Origin of the sequence: Stenotrophomonas sp. TD3, from assembly GCF_001939825.1 — a bacterium.
Classification (GTDB): Bacteria; Pseudomonadota; Gammaproteobacteria; order Xanthomonadales; family Xanthomonadaceae; genus Stenotrophomonas.
The window spans coordinates 373,739-397,435 of sequence record NZ_MOYM01000003.1 but is presented as its reverse complement, the minus strand read 5'-3'; the positions used below and the strand labels follow the sequence as shown (position 1 = coordinate 397,435).

At 67.9% G+C, this 23,697-nt stretch carries 17 protein-coding genes; 8 read left to right on the top strand and 9 right to left on the bottom strand.

Features of this window, described 5'->3' with window-relative positions; genetic code table 11:
* Nucleotides 1–90 precede the first annotated feature (90 nt).
* Both betT and BKE09_RS21400 read right to left on the bottom strand, forming a co-directional pair.
* Nucleotides 91–2,070, bottom strand: coding sequence for a choline BCCT transporter BetT (gene betT / locus BKE09_RS21405; RefSeq protein WP_075677916.1), 1,980 nt, complete (start codon nucleotides 2,068–2,070; stop codon nucleotides 91–93).
* Between the two features lie 195 nt (nucleotides 2,071–2,265).
* Nucleotides 2,266–2,646, bottom strand: coding sequence for a VOC family protein (locus BKE09_RS21400; protein WP_014037502.1), 381 nt, complete (start codon nucleotides 2,644–2,646; stop codon nucleotides 2,266–2,268).
* A 150-nt stretch (nucleotides 2,647–2,796) separates the two neighbouring features.
* Between BKE09_RS21400 and BKE09_RS21395 the strand changes: the two genes are divergently transcribed.
* The 3 genes from BKE09_RS21395 (at nucleotide 2,797) to BKE09_RS21385 (ending at nucleotide 7,274) form a co-directional block, all read left to right on the top strand.
* Entirely contained in the window at nucleotides 2,797–3,315 is a 519-nt protein-coding gene (locus tag BKE09_RS21395) for a sigma-70 family RNA polymerase sigma factor (RefSeq protein ID WP_075677914.1), read from the top strand.
* Nucleotides 3,312–4,256 (top strand): FecR domain-containing protein, encoded by a 945-nt coding sequence (locus tag BKE09_RS21390; RefSeq protein WP_075677912.1) that lies wholly within the window; start codon nucleotides 3,312–3,314, stop codon nucleotides 4,254–4,256. Before BKE09_RS21395 ends, BKE09_RS21390 begins: the two co-directional genes overlap by 4 nt.
* Before the next feature lie 69 nt (nucleotides 4,257–4,325).
* Nucleotides 4,326–7,274 (top strand): TonB-dependent receptor, encoded by a 2,949-nt coding sequence (locus BKE09_RS21385; RefSeq protein ID WP_075677910.1) that lies wholly within the window; start codon nucleotides 4,326–4,328, stop codon nucleotides 7,272–7,274.
* Nucleotides 7,275–7,399: 125 nt separating this feature from the next.
* Here the strand turns inward: BKE09_RS21385 and BKE09_RS21380 are convergent, their stop codons facing one another.
* Together BKE09_RS21380 and BKE09_RS21375 are read right to left on the bottom strand one after the other, a co-directional pair.
* A complete protein-coding gene (locus BKE09_RS21380; protein ID WP_053512188.1) occupies nucleotides 7,400–7,723 on the bottom strand; it encodes an SMR family transporter in 324 nt (107 codons plus the stop codon).
* On the bottom strand, nucleotides 7,723–8,076 hold the full coding sequence (locus BKE09_RS21375) for an SMR family transporter (protein WP_010485170.1): 354 nt from the start codon (nucleotides 8,074–8,076) through the stop codon (nucleotides 7,723–7,725). The genes BKE09_RS21380 and BKE09_RS21375 overlap by 1 nt, the downstream gene beginning before the upstream one ends.
* A gap of 160 nt (nucleotides 8,077–8,236) precedes the next feature.
* Here BKE09_RS21375 and BKE09_RS21370 point away from each other — a divergent pair, with 160 nt between their 5' ends.
* Nucleotides 8,237–9,088, top strand: a complete 852-nt coding sequence (locus tag BKE09_RS21370) for a LysR family transcriptional regulator (RefSeq protein WP_075677908.1) — start codon at nucleotides 8,237–8,239, stop codon at nucleotides 9,086–9,088.
* 73 nt (nucleotides 9,089–9,161) lie between these two features.
* On the opposite strand, the gene BKE09_RS21365 is transcribed toward BKE09_RS21370, so the two are convergent.
* Nucleotides 9,162–10,082, bottom strand: coding sequence for a M14 family metallocarboxypeptidase (locus BKE09_RS21365; RefSeq protein WP_075677906.1), 921 nt, complete (start codon nucleotides 10,080–10,082; stop codon nucleotides 9,162–9,164).
* 131 nt (nucleotides 10,083–10,213) lie between these two features.
* Between BKE09_RS21365 and BKE09_RS21360 the strand changes: the two genes are divergently transcribed.
* The 3 genes from BKE09_RS21360 (at nucleotide 10,214) to BKE09_RS21350 (ending at nucleotide 14,947) form a co-directional block, all read left to right on the top strand.
* Nucleotides 10,214–12,295 carry a TonB-dependent siderophore receptor gene (locus BKE09_RS21360; protein WP_075677904.1) on the top strand — a complete coding sequence of 694 codons (2,082 nt, stop codon included), beginning with the start codon at nucleotides 10,214–10,216 and terminating at the stop codon, nucleotides 12,293–12,295.
* A 62-nt stretch (nucleotides 12,296–12,357) separates the two neighbouring features.
* Entirely contained in the window at nucleotides 12,358–14,130 is a 1,773-nt protein-coding gene (locus BKE09_RS21355; protein ID WP_075678337.1) for a chloride channel protein, read from the top strand.
* Between the two features lie 100 nt (nucleotides 14,131–14,230).
* Complete coding sequence (locus BKE09_RS21350; RefSeq protein ID WP_005409984.1) at nucleotides 14,231–14,947, top strand: MgtC/SapB family protein; 717 nt, start codon at nucleotides 14,231–14,233, stop codon at nucleotides 14,945–14,947.
* A gap of 73 nt (nucleotides 14,948–15,020) precedes the next feature.
* Here BKE09_RS21350 and BKE09_RS21345 read toward each other — a convergent pair whose 3' ends face one another.
* Nucleotides 15,021–15,428: a MerR family transcriptional regulator gene (locus BKE09_RS21345; RefSeq protein ID WP_075677902.1), complete on the bottom strand. Its 408-nt coding sequence runs from the start codon at nucleotides 15,426–15,428 to the stop codon at nucleotides 15,021–15,023.
* Nucleotides 15,429–15,491: 63 nt separating this feature from the next.
* On the opposite strand from BKE09_RS21345, the gene BKE09_RS21340 reads away from it, so the two are divergent.
* The gene (locus tag BKE09_RS21340) at nucleotides 15,492–16,319 is read left to right on the top strand and encodes a class I SAM-dependent methyltransferase (protein WP_075677900.1); all 828 of its coding nucleotides are present in this window, start codon (nucleotides 15,492–15,494) and stop codon (nucleotides 16,317–16,319) included.
* Between the two features lie 81 nt (nucleotides 16,320–16,400).
* Here the strand turns inward: BKE09_RS21340 and BKE09_RS21335 are convergent, their stop codons facing one another.
* The 3 genes from BKE09_RS21335 to BKE09_RS21325 all read right to left on the bottom strand — a co-directional run bounded on the left by BKE09_RS21335 (nucleotide 16,401) and on the right by BKE09_RS21325 (nucleotide 23,497).
* Nucleotides 16,401–16,703 (bottom strand): hypothetical protein, encoded by a 303-nt coding sequence (locus tag BKE09_RS21335; RefSeq protein WP_019337865.1) that lies wholly within the window; start codon nucleotides 16,701–16,703, stop codon nucleotides 16,401–16,403.
* 109 nt (nucleotides 16,704–16,812) lie between these two features.
* A complete protein-coding gene (locus BKE09_RS21330; protein ID WP_075677898.1) occupies nucleotides 16,813–17,655 on the bottom strand; it encodes an OmpA family protein in 843 nt (280 codons plus the stop codon).
* Between the two features lie 61 nt (nucleotides 17,656–17,716).
* Nucleotides 17,717–23,497, bottom strand: a complete 5,781-nt coding sequence (locus BKE09_RS21325) for an ESPR-type extended signal peptide-containing protein (RefSeq protein ID WP_075677896.1) — start codon at nucleotides 23,495–23,497, stop codon at nucleotides 17,717–17,719.
* Nucleotides 23,498–23,697: the final 200 nt, after the last annotated feature.

Here is a 23,697-nt window from a genome sequence, read left to right as displayed (position 1 = left end):
GCCCATGCTCGGCTGCTCTTCGGCAACAGGAAGCCGAGCATGGGCTCGGCTCTACAGGGGTGTGCGGACCAACGGTCCGCACCCACCGCATCACCGGCTCAGGTGCAGGAACTGCAGGTGCCGTTCGTACTGGCTGATGATGTCGTTGATGATCTGCTTGCGGCTGTAGCCGACCAGGTCGTAGTCCTGGCTGCCTTCGAACAGGTGCACTTCAGCGCGGTAGTAGCGCTGGTTGCGCAGCTGCTGCGCGGCGAACGACGGCGTCAGGTAGCCACTCAGGATCACCCGGTACAGGAAGTCCTGCTGCTCGCCGTGGTTCACCGACAGCTCCATGTCACCGGCCTCGAAGCGCGTGGCCACGTCCCAGCCCTGCCCGCGCAGCTGTTCGGCCACCGCTTCCATCGCCGGCTTCACCGTGTCGTCCATGAAGCGGTAGACCTGGTCGCGCACCGGGAAGTGCATGGCCTGGCTCAGGCGCTGGCGCCAGCCCTGGTGGTGGCGGTCGTCACCGATCAGCGGCGAGGGCCGGTACTGCAGCGCGCGCTTGCGGTGCGATTCGTCACTGAAGGCGCGGGTCAACCCCCACATCATCAGCAGCAGCACCGCCGAGAACGGCAGCGACGCCAGCACCACCGCCGATTTGAGCGCATCGATGCTGCCGGCCAGCAGCAGCCCGGCGGTCAGCACCGCGATCACGGTGCCCCAGAACACGCGCAGCCAGCGCGGGCCGTCATCCTCAGGCGCGCCGCCATGCGAGGACAACGTGGACAACACCACCGCCCCCGAATCCGCCGACGTCACGAAGAAGATGAAACTGACCAGCACCGTCACGGCGATCACCGTGCGGCTCCACGGGTAGCCATCCAGCAATGCATACAGCACCGTCGGTGGATCATCCACCGCCAGCTGTGCCAGCTGCTGCTGGCCATGATGCAGCACCTGGTCCAGCGCGCTGTTGCCGAAGATCGACAGCCACGCCAGGGTGAAGCCCAGCGGAATCAGCAGCACGCCGAACACGAATTCGCGGATGGTGCGGCCGCGCGAGATACGCGCGATGAACAGGCCGACGAACGGCGCCCAGCCGATCCACCAGGCCCAGTAGAACACCGTCCAGCCGCCCAGCCATTCCGGTCGGCCGCCATAGGCGTACACGTCGAAACTCTTGCCGACCACGCTGCCGAGGTAGTCGCCCAGGTTCTGCATCAGCGTGCTGAGCAGGTACTGGGTGGGGCCGGCGCACAGCATGAACAGCACCAGCGCGATCGCCAGCAGCATGTTGATGTTGGCCATCCAGCGCACGCCCTTCTCCACCCCGGAGACGGCCACGGCCACCGCCGCACCCATCATGCTGACCACCAGGATGATCTGCACCAGGTTGGAGTGCGGGATGTTGAACAGGTGCGACAGGCCGGCGTTGAGGTGCAGCACGCCGAAGCCCATGTCGGCGCCGATGCCGAACACGGTGGCGACAATGCCCAGCGCGTCCACGGTGTAGCCGATCGGGCCGTTGATGCGCTTGCCGATCAGCGGGTACAGCGCCGAACGCAGCGCCAGCGGCAGGTTGTGGCGGTAGGCGAAGTAGGCCATCGCCATCGCCGCCAGCGCGAACACGCCCCAGCCATGCAGGCCCCAGTGCAGGAACAGCAGCTGCATGGCCTGGCGCGCCCCGGCCTCGCCCGCAGCCGGGTCGCCCTGCGGCGGCTGCATGTAATGGGTCAGGGGCTCGGAGACGCAGAAGAAGAACAGGGTGATGCTGATGCCGGCGGCGAACAGCATGCCGGCCCAGGAGAGATAGCTGAACTCCGGCTCGTCATGGTCGGCACCGAGCTTGATGCCACCGTACTTGGACAGCGCCACGCCGACCACGAACACCAGGTACAGGGTCATCGCCAGCAGGTAGTACCAGCCGACATTGAGTGCGGCCCAGTCCTGCGCCTTGACCAGAAGGCGGCCCGCACCGAGCGGGAACAGGCTGACGAACAGCGCGAACGCCACGACAACGATCGCCGCGAAGGCGAACACAGGTCGAAGGGTGCGCACCGGGGATTGTTGCGGCTCCAATGCTTCCATGGGGCGGCGTTCTCCGGTAGATCAAAGGGTTAGCCGACCGATTCTGGCTGAACCGCAGTGGACAGAGCATGAAGTTGCGGCCCGTGGTCACAGGCCCGGCCTACCAATCCGTGTTATCACGCGCGCGCCGGAGCGTGCCTGCGAGCGCAGCCGCGCGCGGACCGCGTGCACCGCGGCCACGCGCATACTGTCCAATCACGACATCACATGCACCGCGCACAGTTTGTTGCCATCCGGATCGCGCAGGTAGGCCAGGAACAGCTGGCGCCCGGCCATGTTGCGGATACCGGCCGGGTCTTCGATGGCGGTGCCGCCATGGGCCACGCCCGCATCCTGCCAGCCACGCACCGCCTCGGCGCTGTCGAGGGTGAAACCGATGGTGCCGCCGTTGGCATGGCACGCCGGCTGCCCATCGATCGGTGCAGTGACGATGAACATGCGGCCATCCTTGAAGTACACCAGCCGACCCTTGTCATCGAAGACACCCGGACGGGCGCCCAACGCGGTGAACAGGGCATCGTAGAAGCGATGCGCGACGTCCATGTCGTTCGTTCCAACGGTGATGTGGCTGAACATGCGGGCACTCCTTGTGGAAAACCGCAGTGTCGGCGAGCCCGGCGGGCATCGCAAATGCACGCCTCCGGCCTGCTGCTGCGTGCGCAGGGTTTGTCGTCCGCCGTTCGATCACTATATAATGGGAATCATTCTCATTAATGATCGATGCCGATGGCCGTGCCCGCCGCCTCCAGCACTGCGCTGGCGGGGTTCTACCGCGAACACCATGGCTGGCTGCTGGGCTGGCTGCGCCGCCGCACCCACAACGCCGACTGCGCTGCCGACCTTACCCAGGACACCTTCGTGCGCCTGCTCAGCCGTCGCGTCGATCCATCCGAACTGCGGCTGCCGCGCGCTTACCTCAGCACCATCGCGCACGCCCTGCTGGTCAACCACTGGCAGCGCGCGGACCTGGAGCGTGCCTACCTGGCCGCACTGGCTGCGCAACCGGAGCCAGTGCATCCATCGGCGGAAGAACGCACGCAGGCGCTGCAGCTGCTGCATGCCATCGCCGACATGCTGTCCGGCCTGGCCGAACGCCCACGCCGTGCGTTCCTGCTGGCACGACTGTCTGGCCTGGGCTATGCGGAGATCGGCCAACAACTGGGCGTGTCCGAGCGCATGGTCAAGAAGTACATGGCGCAGGCGATGCTGCATTGCCTGCGCCTGTCCGGCGACGCCACGGCATGAATGCCGCACTGGCCAGCCCGGCGCTGGAGCAGGCGGCAGAGTGGTTCGCGCTGCGCCAGCAGGGCTGGAGTGACAGCGACCAGCAGCAATGGCACGCATGGCTGCATGCCGATGCTGGCCATGCCGATGCGTGGCGCCGGGTCGAGACGGTCTGGCAGTCGTTTGCTCCACTGTCGGCACCGGCTGCTGCCACGGCGCTCGATGCTGCCGGCCGTCGCCGCCGACGCGCACTTCGCAGTCTCGGTGGCGCACTCGGCATCGGTGCGGTCTCCCTGCTCGGCCTGCACGGGCTGCGCGAACAACGCGGCCTGCAGACACAGCGCACCGCTGCCGGGCATATCGGGCACTGGTCGCTGATGGATGGCAGCCAGCTGTGGCTCAACGCGGACAGCGAAGTCACCATCGACATCGGAAACGGCCGCCGCGCCCTGCATCTGCTGCGTGGCGAACTGCTGCTGCAGACCGGCCACCACCCCGCCCATGCCGGCCTGCCCTTGACCGTGCACGTGCCGGGCGCGCGCCTGCAGCCGATCGGCACCCGTTTCGCGGTAGGCCGCGAGGCGCAGGGCAGTCGCCTGGATGTGTTCGAGGGCGTGGTGCGCTGCCTGCCGCTGTTCGGCGCGACCCTTGACGTACCCACAGGCGGGGCGGCACGGATCGGCCCGATGGGTGGACTGTCGACGGTCGATGCGGATCCACTGCGTGGCGACTGGCAGGACGGCCGGCTGCAGGTGCAGCACACACCCTTGATCCGCGTCATCGACGAACTGGCCCGCCACCACCAGGGCTATCTGGGCTGTGATCCGGCACTTGCCGCATTGAATGTCACCGCCGTACTACCGCGCCTGGACAGCCTGCAGGCTCTGCAACTGCTGGCCCGCGCCCTGCCGATCCGCATCGAGCAGCGCTGGCCGTGGTGGACCGTCGTGCGTCCGCTTTGAAATCGCGGTTCCCTTTCTGCGCGCTCACCGGGCACTACAAGGGAACCCATTGCGGATGTTGCCGCCCCCATGAAACTGCCCTGCCCCTCCCCTCGTCCCCTGGCCGTCGCCTTGTGCATGGCCCTGGCGACCCCCTGCCTGCTGCCTGCCACGGTCCATGCACAGGACACCGCTGCCGCCGTTCGCTGGCAGATTCCAGCTGGCCCGCTCGACCAGGCCCTGACCGCGTTCGGCCAGCAATCGGGCCTGTCCATCGCCGCCGACGCGCGCCTCACCCGCGGCCGCCACAGCAACGGCGTGCAGGCCACGCTCGGCACGGACGCCGCATTGGCGCAGCTGCTGGCCGGTACCGGCCTGACCTTCCAGCGTGATGCCAATGGCGTGGCGCTGCAGGCGGCACCCGACGCTGAAGCCGGCGTGCGCCAGATCGGCACGCTGCGCGTGGCCGGCCAGGCCAGCGAAGGTGCTTCGCCGTGGGGGCTGGCCGATGCCGATGCGGTCTACCGTGACAGCGGCTCGCGCGTGCACCTGGACCGCCAGCAGCTGGAACGCTTCCGCGGCCAGTCGATCGGCGATGTGCTGGCCGGTGCGGTCGGCGTGCATACCGCAGACGTGCGCAATGGCGGCGCACTCGACGTCAACATCCGCGGCCTGCAGGGCCAGAACCGGGTGCCCGTGATCATCGACGGTGGCCAGCAGGCCATCGACGTGTACCGCGGCTATGCCGGCGTGCAGCAGCGCAGCTATCTGGACCCGGACCTGATCAGCGCGGTCAGCATCGAGAAGGGCCCGAGCCTCGCCGCCAATGCGGCCAGCGCGATCGGTGGCGTGGTCTACATGGAAACGCTGAATGTCGATGACATCCTCGACGACGACCAGGCCTGGGGCCTGCGCGTGCGCGGCGGCGTGGCCGACAACAGCATCGACCGTACGCGCGTGTTCAAGCAGGTGGCACGTGGCAGCGAGAACCGCAACAGCCTGCGTGACCCGCGCGACTGGAATGGCAGCGTGGCCTTCGCCCAGCGCGGCGAAGACTGGCAGCTGGTCGCGGCCTATGCGCGGCGCCGCCAGGGCAACTACTTCGCCGGCAGCAACGGTGCACATCGCTACGACGACCAGCACCTGTCCAGCGGCGGTACGGGCATGTCCAGCCAGGCGGTCTCTGACATGTACCACCCCGGCGATGAGGTGCTCAACACGCATACGGACAACGAATCGGCGCTGCTGAAGTTCACCTGGACGCCCAGTCCGGACCAACGCCTGGAGCTGAGCCATCGCTACTTCAATTCGAGCTTCGGCGAGATCATGCCGTCGGCGATCGGCCGCGTGGGCGAGTCCAACGAATGGGTGACCTACGTGGACAAGGCCAACACCATGTTCCAGTTCGAGCCGGGGAAAATGCGGGTCAATGCCACCTCGCTGCGCCACCGGTACCGGCCCGAGGCGCATCCATGGCTGGATCTCAGCAGCACGCTGTGGTTCACCACCGCCACCAGCCGCATGTTCAACAGCAACATCGCCAACACGCCGCTGTTCAAGGAAATGGCCTCCGACCAGATGCCCGACACGCTGGGCGAGACCTACGGCCCCGGTCTGCAGTCGGACGTGAAGACCCAGCGCTGGGGCGTGGACAGCAGCAACACCACGCGCTTCAGCAACGGCCTGGGCGACTGGACGCTGCGCTTCGGCGCGTCCTTCCAGCATGAAGACACCGCGCCGAACTCGCCGGTGCTGCCGGTGGACTACAACAACAACCGTTACCTGCGCTCGGGCACGCGCCGCGAGGCCAGCGTGGTGGCGTCGCTGCAGTGGCAGCCGTGGGACTGGCTGTCGCTGACAGCCGGCGGCCGCTTCATCGACTACCGCACCCGCGACCGCAACCGCGTGGCCTTCGTCAGCGAATCGCGTGACCTGCGCTACACCTTCGCGCGGCTGAGCAAGGGCGGCCAGCTGCTGCCGGGCTGGTACAAGGAGTGGTACCCGGATGCACAGGGCAACTACACCTATGACTCGCTGCGCGCCACACCCTATGGCGACAGCACGCTGGGCCAGACCTATGACTTCGACGGGTTCATCCCTGACCCGCGTGGTGCCAATGGCTTCTACACCAAGCAGATTCCCACCGCCTGGGGCTACAAGCCGGCGATCCGGCGCTCCGGCCACGGCTTCGCGCCCTATGCCGAAGCACGCTTCAACCTCGACGCGGACATGTTCTTCTACGTGAAGTACGCGCAGGGCTGGAAGATGCCCAGCCTGTTCGAGTCGACGCTGGGCAACAGCACCTCGGCGCCGGTGGCTGACCTGAAGCCGGAGAAGAACCGTTCCTGGGACATCGGCTTCAGCCTGCTCAAGCAGGACCTGTGGCGCGACGGTGATCGCCTGGCGTTCAAGGTCGCCTGGTTCAAGAACGATATCGACAACGCGATCACCCGCCGCTTCGATTCCAGCAACTGGGCCTTCTACGTCGACAACGTCGACAATTACACGGTGTCCGGCTACGAGCTGCAGTCGGGTTATGACGCCAGCATCGCCTACCTGGACCTGTCGGCCAGCTACTACCAGCGCGCGCGCACCTGCGATGCGGCCACCGCCAAGCGCCTGCGCGAAGACCCCTATGCGAAGTGGAGCAAGCTGGACACCACGCCAGACTGCGTGGACGGCGGCTTCGGCACCTCGTTCGTCAACGCACAGAACCCGCCGAAGTACTCGATCCACAGCACGCTCGGCTTCCGCCTGTTCGACAAGCGCCTGGATACCGGCATCCGCCGCACCTACAACAGCGGCCCCACCCACGAACTGGACAAGCCCTGGAACACCACCGGTTCGACCGGCCTGCAGAACATCTACCTGCCGACCGCGATCTATGACTTCTACGCACGCTGGCAGTTCACCCCGCGCAGCGAAGTGGAGCTGGTGGTCAGCAACCTGCGCAACACCTACTACATGGACACGCTGGCGATGAGCCTGATGCCGGGCCCGGGTCGCACCACGCGGCTGAACTTCACCGCACGCTTCTGAGTGCTGCAGAAACAGCAACGCCCCGGGGAGATCATCCCCGGGGCGCTTGCCTGCGGCAGCTCACGCGCTGGCAGGTCCCAACCGTGGTTCTGGCAGGCGCCAACCTTGGTTGGCGCAACGATACATCACTTCGCGGTACTCAGCAGCAGCACCGCGAAAGTGACCAGCGCGATGCCGACCCAGCCGATCGGACGCAGGCGATTGCCGAACAACAGGCGGCCGCAGGTAGCGGTACCGATCACACCGATCGCACCCCACATCGCATAGGCGGTGGCCAGGTCCATGTAACGCACGGCCTGTCCCAGCAGGGCGAAGGCGATCCAGACCATGACGATCGCGGCGACGCCCCAGCGCCAGCGGCGGAAGCCCTCCGACTTGGCCACCATCATGTTGGCGGCGACGTCGATCAGTGCAGAACAGATCACGAAAAACAGAGCGAGGGTATTCATCAGTGCGCCTCCCCGAGGGTGACGCAGACGATGCCGACCACCGCCAGCACCAGGCCGGCCAGCTGCTGCAGCGACAGGCTTTCACCAAACACGGTGAGGCCGACCACGGTCAGCAGGGTCAGGCCGAGGCCTTCCCAGACCGCATAGGCCACGCCAACGGCGATACGGCGCACCGACTGCGCCAGGAAGAAGTAGGACAGCGCCAGCGCGCCGGCCATGATCAGGTAGCCGGTCCAGCCGCCATCGCGGGCGGCATGGGCCATGAACGAAGTGCCGACCACTTCGGCGACGATCGCCACGGTCAGGCAGGCCCAGGCGACCAGCGCGCCACGGGCGGGAACAGTACGGGACATGTGAAGCTCCTTGCAGGGCGGGGACCACGCCGCCTCACCGATGGATCCACGCCATGCGTGGAGGGTCCGGAACGCCCCGCAGACGGGGGCGACGGAAGCCAGTATCATCGCCTTTTACGGTGGTATCAAAATGGATTCCATCGACAGGAGCGATGGATCAATGCCCTACTCCCCTGAATCCCTGCAGGCCTTCGTCGAAGCCGCGGCGCTGGGCTCGTTCTCGGCGGCGGCGCGGCGCCTGCGCAAGACCCAGTCGACGGTCAGTACCGCCATTGCCCACCTGGAAGCCGACCTGGGCGTGAGCCTGTTCGACCGCAGCGGGCGCTACCCGCAGCTGACCGAGGCCGGCCGCCAGGTGCTGGGCCACGCGCAGGAGATCCTCGCGGCCGATGCCCGCCTGCAGCAATTGAGCGTGCGCCTGGCCGCACCGGTCGAAGCGCGCCTGACCGTGGTGTTCTCCGATGTGTACCAGCTGGATCCGGAGCAGCGGATCCTGCAACGCTTCGCCGAGGCATTCCCGGAGATCGAGCTGGAATGGCTGGATGCCGAAGGCGAGGACGTACTGGAACTGGTGAGCAGCGGTCGCGCCGCGCTGGGCCTGCTGCCACGGCAGGAGCACTATCCGGATGGGCTGGTGGCACGGCCGCTGGCCCACCATAGCGAACTGTCGGTGTACGTGGCGCGCGAGCATCCGCTGGCCAGCGCCGGTCGTCGCGCCGCCGCACAGCTGGCGCGACATAGACAGGTGCGCCTGAGCGCAGAAGTCGATCAATCCCGCGTGGTCACCGGCCTGGCCTGGACGGCAACCGACTACCTGATGGTGATGGAGATGGCCGAGGACGGCATCGGCTGGGCCGAACTGCCGCGGGCGCTGGTACAGCGCTACGACCGCGGGCGGCTGCTGGAACTGGTACTGCCCGGCTGGCCGCGGCGCATCCACAGCGACCTGCTGTGGCGCCGCGACACGCCGCCAGGGCCAGCCGCACTCTGGTGGGCCGACGCGCTGGGCTGAGGTAGTGCCGGCCGCTGGCCGGCAATCTCATTGTCCCGTGGCTGCCGGCCAGCGGCCGGCACTACCGAACCGATCAGCGATGGGCGAGCGCGTAATCCAGCGCCGAGCACACCGCCGCCACCTGTGCGTCGTTGCACTGCTGCGGGGTCGCCCGCGGGCTGTCCGGGTAGACCTCGGTGGTGGTGGTGTACTTCGCGCCGGTAATGCCGGCGCACAGGCCCAGCTTCACCAGCGGGTACTCGATCACGCCATGGGCCACCACCGGCGAACCGATGATCTCGCCCTTGTCGTCGGCCGGCGCGATGTGGGTGACCTTTTCCACCGCGGCGATCACTGCCTGCTGGAAGGCCGCCTGCGGGTTCTCGCTGTCGTCCACCAGGTAGAAGCCATCGGGAATCAGGCCCGGCTCGAACGGCTTGCCATCACGCGCCGCCAGCGCCGGGCGGAACTCGCTTTCGTCGCTGTCGGTGGTTTCGTGCAGGTCGATGTGCAGCACGAACTGGCCCTGGTACGGCGTGATCAGCTCGATGACAGCGGTCGATTCGCGGGCCGGGCCATCGGCGCGGAAATTGCGGTTCGGGTCGATCGCATCGAAGTTCCAGCGGTTGATGCGCTCGAAGCCCCACGGATTCACGCACGGCGCCACCAGCAAGTTGGCCTTGCCGGCATAGTCGGCGGCGTGCTTTTCGAGGAACTCCAGCGCGCCCATCACGCCGCTGGTCTCGTAGCCGTGCACGCCACCGGTGACCAGAGCGGCCGGCAGCGCCGGGTTCCAGTCGCGGCTGCGCAGGGCGAACAGGGTGTAGGTCTCGCCGGCGTACTCGAGCTGGCCATAGGCCACCTTGTCGAAGCGCGGGGCCAGCGCTTCGATGCGCGGCAGCACCTCCTCGTCGTAGCGACGCAGGCGCTGCTGGCGGCCACGCCACGCCTCCCGTTCCGCCGTTCCCCACGGCTGGCCAGGGGTTCCGACGGGGTAGAAAGCGGCTTGGGACATGGCGGATCTCAGCGAGTCAGGAAGCAATCACGCACTTTACCACCGGGCCGCCGGCAGGAACCGCAGACGCATTCCATTGGCGAATGGAATCAGCAATAATTCTCATTTACGACCTTCCACAACCTGCACCGATGCCCATTCACGCCCCGCAACCGGCCCGCCTGCCCCTGGCCGCCGCCCTCGCCCTGTGCCTGCTTCCGGCCGCCAGCGCCTTCGCCCAGGACGGCGCCACCACGCTGGACAGCATCCAGGTCTCCGGCAGCTGGCTGGGCACCGGCCTGCACGACAGCGTGAAGAGCTTCGCTGGCGCGCGCACCGTGGTGGACCGTCAGCGCATCGAAGCCAGCGGCGCGGCCAGCATCGGCGATGCCATGCGCCGCATCCCCGGCGTGCAGGTCACCGACAACTCCGGTACCGCCGGCAGCTCGGTGTCGCTGAACATCGGCGTGCGCGGCCTGACCGGGCGCTACTCGCCGCGCTCGACCGTGCTGCTGGACGGCGTACCGCTGGCGGTGGCGCCGTATGGCCAGCCGCAGCTGTCGTTCGCACCGACCAGCCTGTCCAACATCGAATCGATCGACGTGGTGCGTGGCGGCGGCGCGGTGCGCTACGGGCCGCAGAACGTGGGCGGCATCATCAACTTCAGTACCCGCGCCATTCCCACCGGTGCCGGCCTGCACGGTGAGGCCGGCGTGCGCTACACCGCCTACGACCATGGCGGCGGCGACAGCACCCAGTACAACGCTTTCCTTGGCGGCACCGGCGACAACGGCCTGGGCGCGGCCCTGCTGTACTCCGGCCAGGACGGCCGCGGCTGGCGCCAGGGCAGCGATGACCGCTTCAACGACCTGGCGCTGAAGTTCGCCTACGCCATCGACGAACAGCAGGAACTGCGTGCCAAGCTGTCCTACTACGATGTGCGCTCGCTGACCCCGGGCGGCCTGACCCGCGCGCAGTATGAGGCCGACCCGTTCCAGAACACCCGCCCCACCGATTTCTGGAAGGGCCACCGCACCGGCATCGACCTGGGCTACACCAACACGCTGTCGGCCAACAGCGAGTTCGAGGTGCTGGCCTATTACAACGAGAGCAGCCGTGCCAGCTCGCTGATCAACGCCGCCAATACCCAGCTGACCGTGCAGCCGCGCGACTACCGCGTGCTCGGCATCGAGCCGCGCTACACCCAGCGCCTGCACTGGGGCGCCAGCGTGCACGACATCACCGCCGGCTACCGTTTCCTGCGCGAGCGTGGCAACGACCGCAGCTACACCGTCACCCGCCGCACCGGCGTGGCCAGCTCCACCACCCGCTTCGACAACGCGACCGATGCCCATGCGTTCTACATCGACGACCGCATCGCGATCGGCCAATGGCGGATCACCCCGGGCGTGCGCATGGAATGGATCGACATGGACCGCCGCCAGGCGGGTGGCGCGGCGACCTTCAGCAGCCGCAACGACAAGGCGCTGCCCTCGCTCAACATCGCCTACCTGCTGACCCCGCAGCTGACCGTGTTCGGCAACTACACCACCTCGTTCGGGCCGGTGCAGAACATCCAGCTGAATTCGCAGACCGCCAGCAACCCGCTGAACCCGGAAGTGGCCAAGACCACCGAACTGGGCGCACGCTGGCAGGACGGCGCACTGCGCGCGGAAGTGACCGTGTTCAAGATGCGCTTCGACAACCAGATCCTGCAGGTACCGGGGATCACCCCGCCGACCTTCCAGAACATCGGCGCCACCGACCACAAGGGCGTGGAGAGCGCGCTGGAGTACCACTTCAGCGAAGACAGCGCGCTGACCGGGTTGGAGCTGTACGCCAACTACACCTGGACCAAGGCGATCCAGCAGTCCGGCGACAACCGTGGCCTGGACGTGCCGTTCTACTCGCGCGACACCGACAGCGTCGGCGCCCGCTACGCGCTGGCCGGCTGGACCTTCAATGTCTCCAGCACCCACCAGAGCGGCCAGTTCTCCGATGCGGCCAACACCTGGGATGAGACCGCCGACGCGCGCGTGGGCCGCGTGCCGGGCGTGCGCCTGTGGAATGCACAGGTGGCCTGGCAGGTGCCCGGCCTGGGCGACAGCGAGATCGCGCTGGGCGTGAACAACCTGGCCGACAAGCGCTGGTACACCCGCAACGTCGATGGCAACGCTGGCCGCATGGTGGCCGCGCCGCGCACGTTCTACGTGCAGGGCCGCTACCGCTTCTGAGGCAGTAACCGCCCGATGCAGTGACGGTGGCGATCACGGTGGCGGCGTATCATGCCGCCACCATGTCACTGCCTGCTTCGCCATCGCGCCTGCACTCGGCCTTCCAGGGCCTGCGCCTGCGGCTGCGCGGCAGCGACCTGTGGTTCATCGCGCTTGCCCTGCTGGTCGGCCTGCTTGCCGGCTACCTGACCCTGCTGCAGTCGGGCATCGCACGCTGGCTGCAGGGAGCCCTGTACGGGCTGGACGAAGGCATGCGCCTGAGCTCCCTGCCCTCGCTGACCTGGACCGCGCTGCTGGTGCTGCCGCTGGGTGGCCTGCTGGTCGGCCTGGTGAGCCTGGCGGCGACGCGGCTCAAGCGGCCCCTGCTCGATGCGGTGGAAGCCAATGCCCTGCATGGCGGCCGCATGTCGATGCGCGACAACCTGATCGTGCTGACCCAGACCTTGCTGTCCAATGGCTGCGGCGCCTCGGTCGGGCTGGAGGCTTCGTATACACAGATGGGCGCCGGCAGTGGTTCGCAGCTGGGCCGGGTGATGCGCCTGCGCCGCAATGACGTGCGCATCCTGGTCGGCGCCGGTGCCGCCGGTGCCATCGCCGCCGCCTTCGGTGCGCCATTGGCCGGTGCGTTCTACGCCTTCGAGATCGTCATCGGCGCCTACACCCCGGCCGCGCTGGCCCCGGTGGCGGTCGCTGCACTGGCCGGCGCGTTCGTGGCCGACCAGGCCGGCATCGAGGCCTACCTGCTGCCGGCCGCCTCGACGATTGATGTCCGCGCCGCCGACTACGCCATCTACGGCCTGCTCGGCTGCTGCTGCGCGATGGTCGGCATCGCGGTGATGCGGCTGATCGCTTCGATCGAAGGCACGGTCAAGCGCAGCCCGTTGCCGTTGTGGGGCCGGCCGGTGGTGGGTGGCCTGCTGCTGATTCCGCTGGCACTGGCCAGCCCGCAGGTGCTGTCGTCCGGCCATGGCGCCCTGCACCTGGACCTGACCACGCATCTGCCGCTGATCTGGATCGGCGGGCTGCTCACGCTGAAGTGCCTGGCCTCGGGCATCTCGCTCGGGTTTGGTTTCCGCGGTGGCCTGTTCTTCGCCTCGTTGTTCATGGGCACCCTGGTCGGCGCCCTGTTCGCCGGCCTGCTGGCGATGGCCACCGGCGTGCCGGTGATTGATGCAACTTCTGCCGCCCTGGCCGGGATGGCGGCGCTGGCCGCCGCCGTGGTCGGCGCGCCGATGACCATGGCCATGCTGGTGCTGGAAGGCACCCACGACTTCCTGTTGACCAGCGTGGTGATGAGTGCGGTGCTGGTCTCCAGCACGCTGGTGCGGCAGTGGTTCGGCTATTCGTTCTCGACCTGGCGCATGCACCTGCGCGGCGAGACCATCAAGAGCGCACGCGACGTCGGCTGGGTGCAGAACCTCAATGCCGGCCGGCTGATGCGCAAGGGCGTGGCCACCGCCCCGGCCGACCTCGACGCCGATGCCTTCCGCCAGCGTTTCCCGCTGGGCTCGGGCAGCCGGGTCGTGCTGATCGATGGCGAAGGCCACTATGCCGGCATCGTGCAGATCCCACGCGTCTACGGCGACGGCGTGAAGCCGGAGACCATCATCGGCGAGCTGGCCGAGAACCGTGACGTGTCATTGTCACCGGCCTCGGACGTGGTCAGCGTGATGCAACGCTTCGACCAGACCCAGGCCGACGAACTGGCCGTGGTCGCCGCCGACGGCCAGGTGCTGGGCGTGGTCTCCGAAGCCTTCGTGCGCAAGCGCTACGCCGAGGAACTGGACAAGCGCCAGCGCGAACTGATGGGCGAGCGCGTCGAGGACACCGACTGACCCGCGAAAAGGGGACGGAGGGGATTAAGTCGTTTCTGGCACGCTGGAAATCCACGCATGGCGTGGATCTACTGTCACTTCGACCGGGTAGACTCCGACCATGCGCTTCATTGAAACCTTCCAGGCCGGCCCCTTCGCCGACACCGTGGTCAGCCTGCTGGCCGCCTTCGTGCTCGGCACGCTGATCGGCGCCGAGCGCCAGTACCGGCAACGCACCGCCGGCCTGCGCACCAACGTGCTGGTGGCGGTGGGTGCCGCTGCCTTCGTCGACCTGGGCATGCGTATCGCCGGCAGCGCCGAGGCGGTGCGGGTGATCTCCTACGTGGTCTCCGGGGTCGGCTTCCTCGGCGCCGGCGTGATCATGAAGGAAGGCATGAACGTACGCGGCCTGAACACTGCCGCCACCCTGTGGTGTTCGGCGGCGGTCGGCAGCTGCACCGGTGCGGACATGCTGGCCGAGGGCGTGCTGCTGACGGTATTGATCATTGCCGGCAACACCCTGCTGCGGCCGCTGGTGAATGCGATCAACCGGATTCCGATCAACGAGGCGGCGACCGAAGCCACCTATGAAGTGCGCCTGAGCGTGGATGCCGAAGCCGTGCCGCGGGTGCGCGAGCGCCTGGTCGATGCGCTGGAGGCTGCGCAGTACCCGGTGGGCGATGTTCAGGTGGTCGAGCATGCCGACGCCCCCACCGACGTGATCGCGGTGCTGGTCAGTACGGCGGTCAGTGCCGACGAGCTGGACGTGGTGCTGGCACGGATGGAACACGTGCCGGGCGTGCTGCATGCCACCTGGGAAGTCAGCACCCGCGATTGATTCACCCACGCATGGCGTGGACCTACCGAGGTCGTGGTGCAGTAGATCCACGCCATGCGTGGATGCCCTTCTCTCACCCACCCGCCCTGCGCTGCTGCGCGCGCAGCAGCTTGCGGAACGAACCGCACTGGCGTGCATCCTGCGCTTCCGGGCAGGCCGCGGCGCGTTGCAGGTGACGGCGTATCCGCTGCAGCTGGCTGATCTGTTGCTGCAGCACATCAGCCTGCGCCAGCAGCGCCTCACGATCCAGCGTGAGGCAGCCGCGCTGCGGCGGCAGCGATGCCCCGATCTGCTGCAGCGACAGCCCGGCCGCCTGGCCAAGGCCGATCAGCGCCAGCCGTTCCAGCACCTGCTCGTCGTACTGCCGGCGCAGGCCGCGACGGCCGAGGGCCTGCAACAACCCCAGCTGCTCGTAGTAGCGCAGGGTCGAGGCCGGCACGCCACTGCGCTTCACCACCTCGCCGATATCCAGTTCACGCACGGGCTTGACCTCAAGTCGCCTTCAAGCATCAACCTATGGGCAACTTCCCGGCAGGACAAGGCCATGGCCAGTACATCCCCTGTTGATCAGAATGCGCTCTGGAATGGCCCTGGCGGCCAGATCTGGGTCGCCCAGCAGGCCATCCTCGATGGCCTGTTCCAGCCGATGGCCGACCTGCTGGTCGCCGAACTCCCGGAGACCGTCACGCAACTGCTCGACATCGGCTGCGGCACCGGCGCCAGCCTGCTGGCGTCAGCCCGCGCTCGCCCGGCGGCACACAGCACCGGCCTGGACATCTCCGCGCCGATGCTGGCGCTGGCCCGTCAGCGCGCCGAGGCTGCGGGACTGGACGCGGACTTCATCGTGGCAGACGCGCAGCGGCATCCACTGCCGTCCGCGCACTTCGACTGGATCCAGTCGCGGCTGGGCGTGATGTTCTTCGAGGACAGCCAGGCTGCCTTCGCCAACCTGCATCGTGCCGCGACACCCGGCGCGGGGCTGCGCTTCATCGCCTGGCGCAGTGCCCACGAGAACCCATTCATGACCACGGCCGAACGCGCCATCGGCGATGCACTGGATCTGCCGCCCCGGGTACCCGGCGCGCCGGGACAGTTCGCCTTTGCCGATGGCGGGCAGGTCCAGCGGCTGCTCCAGGCCGCCGGTTGGAAGGATGTGGAGGTGGTTGCGGTAGACCTGCCCTGCTCGATCGCCCGCCAAGACCTGCCGACCTATGTCGGCCAGCTGGGCCCGTTGGGGCTGGCCCTGCGCGCAATGCCGGAAGACCGCGCCACCGTGCTCCGCGACCAGGCACTGGCCGCATTCGCGCCGTTCATCGAAGGCGACCGCGTACGCGTGGATGCCGCCTGCTGGCTGGTCCGCGCCCGCGCCTAGGAAAAGGGGACGGAGGGGATTAAGTCGTTCTTGCCCCAGGTATGCCGGAAACGACTTAATCCCCTCCGTCCCCTTTTTCTTCTACAGCGCCTCGCCGGCGTCGGCCAGGCGCGATTCGATCAGTGCGTACCACTGCTGCAGCACGTCGATCAGCATGTCCAGCTCGGCATCGGTGCGCTGTGCGCGGCCGCTGCGCAGGCAGGCCTGGGCTTCCTGCAGCTGGGCCAGGAACCCGGCCACGGTATCGGCCTGCAGGATCAGGCCCGGCAAGCGTCGCCCGGGGATGCGCACCACGGCATGGTTGCCGAGCTGGCCGTACACGCTGAGAGTGGCTTCCGTCTTCATGGAGAGGGGCAGGAATTGGGCATTCATCGCGTGCACCATTTGAAAACCTGAGCCGCCGGCAGGCGTGGACGACGGGGGAGACGTTGCCACGCCTGCCGGTGGTCAGGGGGGACTCGGGATGCCGGGGCACCGCCCCGGCGCAGGAAGATCAGCGTGGCTGTGCCATCCCGGCGATCTGCACGCGCCGGTTCGGCGCCAGGCAGGCAATCAGCTCGCGCCGGTTGCGCTGTCCGCACTGCACGATCGGCTCGGCCGCGCCGCGCCCTTCGGCACTGATGCTGGCTGCAGGCACGCCGCCCTGCACCAGCGCGCTGCGCACGGCCTCGGCGCGACGCTGCGACAACGTCTGGTTGTAACTGGCGCTGCCGATACGGTCGGTGTAGCCGGTTACCCTGATCGACTGCACCTGCGCAGCTTCGCGTACCTGCGCCAGGATGCCCTGCACCGCGTGCTGGCCTTCGGCGCTGAGCACCGCGCTGTCGAATCCGAACAACGCATCGGCCGACAGCCGCAGCGGCTGTTCCGGCAGCGGTGCCGGTACCGGTGCTGGTGGGGCCGGTGGCCGCGGCGGCTCCAGCACGGCCGCGCACGATTCCGGCTTCCAGTAGCCCGCCTGGGCAATGCCCTTGCTGTCAAAACGGACCTGGAACTGGCAGGTGAAGTACTCCGCACCTTGCGCGGTGCGGAAATTGAACAGGTAGTTCCACTCGCGCACGCCCCACATGCCTTCATTGAAATGCGGCGTGCCCAGCAGCGTGTACAGCTGCCGCTTGGTCATGCCCGGCGCGAAGCGGCGCAGGTCGGCGACGTCGGGATAGATGCCCTCCTTCAGCGAGGCCTTCGAGGCCTCCGGGAAGTGCACGGCGGTGGCTTCGGCAGGACCCTCGGCGGCCGGCGCATGGCTGCGGCAGGCGGCCAGCAGGCCCATCCCCAGGATCAGGCCCAGCGTGGCGGCGCATTGGCCGGCGCGGGCGATGCGATGCTGTTTCATGTCATTCCCCCTGTAGACGTTTCCGCGATGCCGGGCCGCGCGTGCGGCCCGGCGGCGGGGATCACCACTGGATGCCGGCACCGACGGCCACACCGGCCTCGCCACGGCTGTTGGTCGAACCGCTGAACTTGTAGATCCAGCGGCCGCCTTCGGAGACACCGGAGATACCGAGCGCCACGCCCGATTCGCCGTTGTAGCTGCCGGCGGCGATCGAGGCCATGCTGCGGCCCGCCTCGCTGGGCTGCGGCAGCGCCGCGGTGGCCATTGCCGAGGCGATACCGGCCGAGGCACGGTTGTCGGTCTTGCGCAGGTCGCGCTCGAAGCCGCCCATGCGCTCGTCGGTGTAGGCCTTCGACCAGTCCAGGGTCTGCGCCATGCCCGACTTCAGCTGGTCCACATTGACGGCGTCGGTACCGGCGGTGCCGGCGGCAACGTTGCGGACCGTGGTCGGGCCGCTGCTGGTGCTGCCCAGGGTGACACTGTTGTAGTTGGTCGCGCCATTCACCGTGGTGTCGTAGCGGATCGTGCCCTGCTGCGAAGCCTGCAGCTGGCGCACGTTGACCGCATCGGTGGCCTGCGAGCCGTCGGCCACGTTGACCACCTGGCGTTCGGCACCGGCGGCGCCGACCGAGACCGTGTTGGCCCGGTTCGCCACCGAACCCGCACCCAGCGCCACCGAGTTGTCGGCCTGCGCCTGCGAACCATTGCCCAGCGCGGTCGAGTTGGCACCGGCGGCGGTGGAGCCTGCACCACCGGCGGCCGAATTGGCGCCGCTGGCGGACGGGTCGGCCAGGTTGTTGGTGTTGTTGGCACGGAAGCTGCCGGCCACGTTGGTGATGTTCTGGATCTTCTGGTCGGTGTAGGACTTGGACTGGTCGATGGCGTAGTTCACGCCGTTCTTCAGCTGCCCGACATTGGTCGCATCGTGGTCATCGGAGCCATCCGCGACGTGGGTGATCTTGCGCTCGCTGCCACTGCTGCCGATCGACACCTCGCCAGCGGAATTGCTGGCACCCGTCTGCCCATAGGCGCCGGTGTAACCGCTCTGCGCACCGACGCTGGCCACCGAGCCGGCACCCAGTGCCACGCTGTTGCCGGCACTGCTGCTGGCGCCATTGCCGACCGCCACGCTGTTGGCGCCGGCCGCACTGGCCTGCGGGCCGACCGCCACCGCTTCCGCACCGGCTGCGGTTGCTGCGGCCGCCGTCGAATTCACCGCCAGGTAGGCACTGCCGCCACCGTTGGTGATGCGCTGGTTGAGGACCTTCAGCGAACCATCGACAGCAGTGAAGGCGGCGGTGACGTTGTTGTAATCGCCGCTGGTGAAGGTGCCATCGGTGGCGATGCTGGAGATGCTGAACGTCGGCGCGGTCCACACATTGGTGGTGCCGTTGAAGGCAGTGGTGCCGCCGAAGTAGTTGGCGATGGTGCTGTTCGTGCTGAACAGCTGGTCGCCGGTGATGGCGTCGCTGCTGCCGGCCAGGATGCTGCCGGCAGCGACATTGGTGAGCTTCACCGCGCCCGTGCCGGTCCCCTTGAGGGTCACGCTGTTGAGCACGTTGCCACTGCCATCAACGTCGTACTTCACAGCCAGCTTGTCGATCTCGCCGGTCTGGTCGGCAACGTTGGCCAGCGAATTGCTGACCGCATCGAACGCGGTGCCGACGTCGTTGTAGCTGCCCTTGGTCACGGTGCCGTTGGCGGCGACGTTGTTGATCGAGTACGACGGTGCGGTCAGCACGCCGCTGGCGTTGACCGCAGCACCACCGCCGAGGTGGGTGGCCACGGCCTGGTTGGCCGCGAACAGCTGGGCACCGTTGATGGCCTCGCTGCTGGTGGCACTGACCTGGCCCGGGCCGAGGTTGCGCAGCGTGGTGGCGGTACCGGTCTGGCCCAGCGTGGCGCTGGCGTAGTTGACGCTGCCATCGGGGTTGAGGTCATAGCGCAGCGCGCCCTGCTCCGAGGCCTGCAGCTGGCCCAGGTTGACCGCATCGGTCGCCGCGGTACCGGCCGCCATGTTGGTGACCTGGCGCTCGGCACCGGCGGCGCCGATCGAGACCGAGTTGGCACGATCGGCCAGGCTGCCTGCCCCCACCGCGATGCTGTTGGCCGCCGTCGCCCGCGCATTGGTGCCGACCGCGATCGAATCGGTGCCACTGGCCACCGCCTCGGTGCCGGTCGAGTTCACCCGCAGGTACTTGGTGCCGCCATTGCGGATATCGGTGATCTGCGAGTTGAGGTTGACCAGCGAGCCATCCACCGCCGCGAAGGCATCGGTGGCGTTGGTGTACAGGCCCTTGGCGATGGCGCCGCCGGTGGAGATCGTGCTGATCTCGAACAGCGGTGCGGTGAAGATGCCGCTGGCGGGATCGAAGGCCGCGCGGCCACCGAAGAAGCTGGCGATGGCGCTGTTGGTCGCCGCCAGCTGGCCGCCGTTGACCGCTTCCAGGCTGCCTGCGGTGACCGCACCGGCGGCAAGGTTGCCGATGGTGGTGGTGCCGGTGCCTGCGCCGAGCGTGACTCGGCGATAGTTCGGATTGCCGCCGGCATCCAGATCGTAGGTCACCGCGGCATCCGCCACGCCGTTGATCAGGCTGATCGCACCCTTCAGCTGCGCCACGTTGACCGCGTCGGTGTTGACGCTGCCGGCAGCCACATTGGTGATCTGGCGCTCGCCACCGCCGGCGGTGCCCACCGACACTTCACCGGCCGAGACCTGCGGCGCGGTGAGGCCATAGGCACTGTAGCTGGCCTGCGCGCCGCGCAGCGCAGCCGAGCGGTAGCCCAGCGCGACCGAGTTGGCCTGGTTGGAGGTGGATTCGGCACCCAGCAGGGTCTGCCCGTTGGCGGTACCGACGGCGCTGTCGCCGACGACGACCGAATGACCCATGCGCGCGGCATAGTCGGCCGTCGGCACGCCGGTGGGATTGCTCGGATCGTTCACGCCATCACCGGGGAAGGCGACGTTGGCATCGACCTTCGGCAGTTCATGGCGCGCGTTGGCACCGATCACCACTTCCTTGGAGCCGTTGGCGAAGGCACCATCGCCCATCAGCACCTGGTAATCCTGAGCCGCGTTGACGGCCCAGCAGGAAATGTCGGCCAGCGCGATGTCCAGGCACTTGGCCGCCCAGGCCGGGGAATCCTTCGGCAGCAGCAGACCCAGCAGGCCACCCGGATTGCCGTTGTTGATGTTGTAGATGTAGCTGTCGGAGGTGACGCCACCGATCAGGGTCAGGTGCGAGCTGCCACCCGTGGCAGCGCCGCCCAGTCCGTTGAGGGTGCTGCCGACCGGCGACAGGTTGACCACCGGCAGGCCCAGCACATTGACCGTTGAATAGGTCTGCATCACGTTGGCGTTGCTGAGCTTGAGGTTGCCGTTGCTCAGGTAGCCGTTGCCACCGAACAGGCTGGTGGTGGTCGGCCCGATCAGCTGGCCGACATTGCCGACCAGGCCACCGGTACCGATGATCAGGCCCGCATTCGGGTCGGCCGCCGCCGGCGCCTTCGGGCTGGTCGGCGGAATCGCAGAGGGTTGGGTCAGGCCGAGACCGCTGAGCGTGCCACCGACCAGGCCACCCACGGCGCTGCCCAGATTGCCGATGGTGCCATTGAGATTGCCGTTGAGCAGGTTGCCCACCGCGCTGCCGACATTGCCCAGCGTGCTACCCAGCACACCGCCCAGGCCGCTGGTGGGGCTGCCGGTGGTGCCGTTGAGAATGCCGCCCACTGCACCACCGACCGTGCCGACGGTGTTGTTGAGCGTGCCACCCACTGCGCTGCCGACCTGGCCAACCGTGCCGTTGAGTGCGCCGCCCACAGCGCTGCCAACGGTGCCAACGGTGCCGTTCAGCGTGCCGCCCACTGCGCTACCAACCGTTCCGACGGTGCCGTTCAGTGCACCACCAACTGCGCCGACCGTGTTGTTGAGCGTGCCGTCCACTGCGCTGCCGACCTGGCCAACCGTGCCGTTGAGCGCGCCGCCCACTGCACCCCCAACCGTTCCGACGGTGCCGTTCAGTGCACCGCCGACTGTGCCGACCGTGTTGTTGAGCGTGCCGCCCACTGCACCCCCAACCGTTCCGACGGTGCCGTTCAGTGCACCGCCGACTGTGCCGACCGTGTTGTTGAGCGTGCCACCCACTGCGCCGCCAACCGTGCCAACGGTGCCGTTCAGAGCACCACCCACTGCACCGCCGACTGCGCCGACGGCGTTGTTGAGCGTGCCACCCACCGCACTGCCAACTGTGCCGACGGTGGCGTAGAGTGCGCCGCTGGCTGTGCGGGGCGTGTTGTTGAGCGTGCCACCCACCGCACCGCCAACCGTTCCGACGGTGCCGTTCAGTGCTCCGCCGACTGTGCCGACCGTGTTGTTGAGCGTGCCACCCACCGCACCGCCAACCGTTCCGACGGTGCCGTTCAGTGCTCCGCCGACTGCGCCGACCGTGTTGTTGAGCGCGCCACCTACTGCGCTGCCAACGGTGCCAACGGTGCCGTTCAGTGCGCCACCGACTGCGCCGACCGTGTTGTTGAGCGTGCCACCCACTGCGCCGCCAACTGTGCCAACGGTGCCGTTCAGAGCACCACCCACTGCACCGCCGACTGCGCCGACGGTGTTGTTGAGCGTGCCACCCACCGCACTACCGACCTGGCCAACCGTGCCATTGAGTGCACCGCCCACTGCGCTGCCAACGGTGCCAACGGTGCCAACGGTACCGTTCAGTGCGCCGCTCACTGCACCGGCAACCGTTCCGACAGTACCGTTCAGCGCGCCGCCGACAGCACCGCCCACCGTTCCGACGGTGCCGTTCAGCGCACCACCCACCGTGCTGCCGACCGCACCCGCAGCACCGTGAAGCGTCCCACCGACAGCACCCACCGCGCCGCCCACCAGGTTGCCAACGCCCAGCGCGCTGTGCTGCGCGGCGACGGTCGCCTGTCCGGCCAGCTTCAGGTTGCGGTCGGCGATCACTTCCTGGCCGTCCGGCGCCTGCACCCGCACCTTGCCGCCGGCGCCGGCATCGAACGCGGCACTGATGGCGCGATCATGCGTGTCACCCGGCAATTCCTCCTTGGCCGGCAGCGTGACTGCGGCTGTCGCCCGGGCCTGGCCCTGACCTTCGATGTGATGGCCAGCCACCGCCAGATGCGCGTCGGTGTTGGCGTCGACAGAGGTCTTCAGGGACGAACCGCTGAGGCCCGCCAAGGCCTTGGCACCAGCATCGATCGAAGCGACCTGGCGGCCGGCGACGCCGACCTTGGCCTTGGCGCGTGCATCGGCGGTGACACCCAACGGCGCCTGCGCGCCGGGCGCAACGTGCGCTGCCAGCGATGCATCCACCTGTGCGGCCTTGCCCGCAGCCTTGCCCAGGCCGACAGTGGCGCGGACATCGGCCGCCAGCGCCGGCACGGCCACCTGCTTCGGCGTGGTGTCCGCTGCCAGCTTCACCTGCACGGTGGCCGGCAATACGTCACGCGCCACCGGCAGCGACGTGGTGTTCAACTGCAGGCCCAGGCGAGCGTCCGCACTGATCGCGGGGCTGCTCTGCGCCTGTCGCGCGGCGGCAGCCAGGGCCACTTCGGCGTCGACCTTGACCGGCATTGGCTGCGCATACTTCGCCGCAAGCGCTTGCAGGTCACGCAGCGATTGATTGGTTTCCGATGCCCCTGCGTGGCCGCTGGCCAGCGCGCACAGCAGTGCCAGGGCCAGGGCGGTGGGCATCAGCAGGAAGGCGCGCGGATCGCGTGCGGCGCTGCCGCCGCTGTCGCCGGTGGCCAGTTCCGAGGCCACAACCAGAGCATTGAGCTGGCGGTTCCATACACGCCGGTAGATGCGGTTCATGAGCATTTCCCCCGTAGGCGAACAACTGGAATGTCAGTGGACTTGCCGTTAGGCAGGTGAGTGACATTTCAGCGGTTGCAACGGCGGCCGCGCACTTCAATCCGGCACGGCAATCGCGCATTCCGGCAAATCCACGGCCGGAATCGGCAGCCGGTTATGCAGAAGCGGCAACATGATCGGCAAGCGGATACGCAATTCCG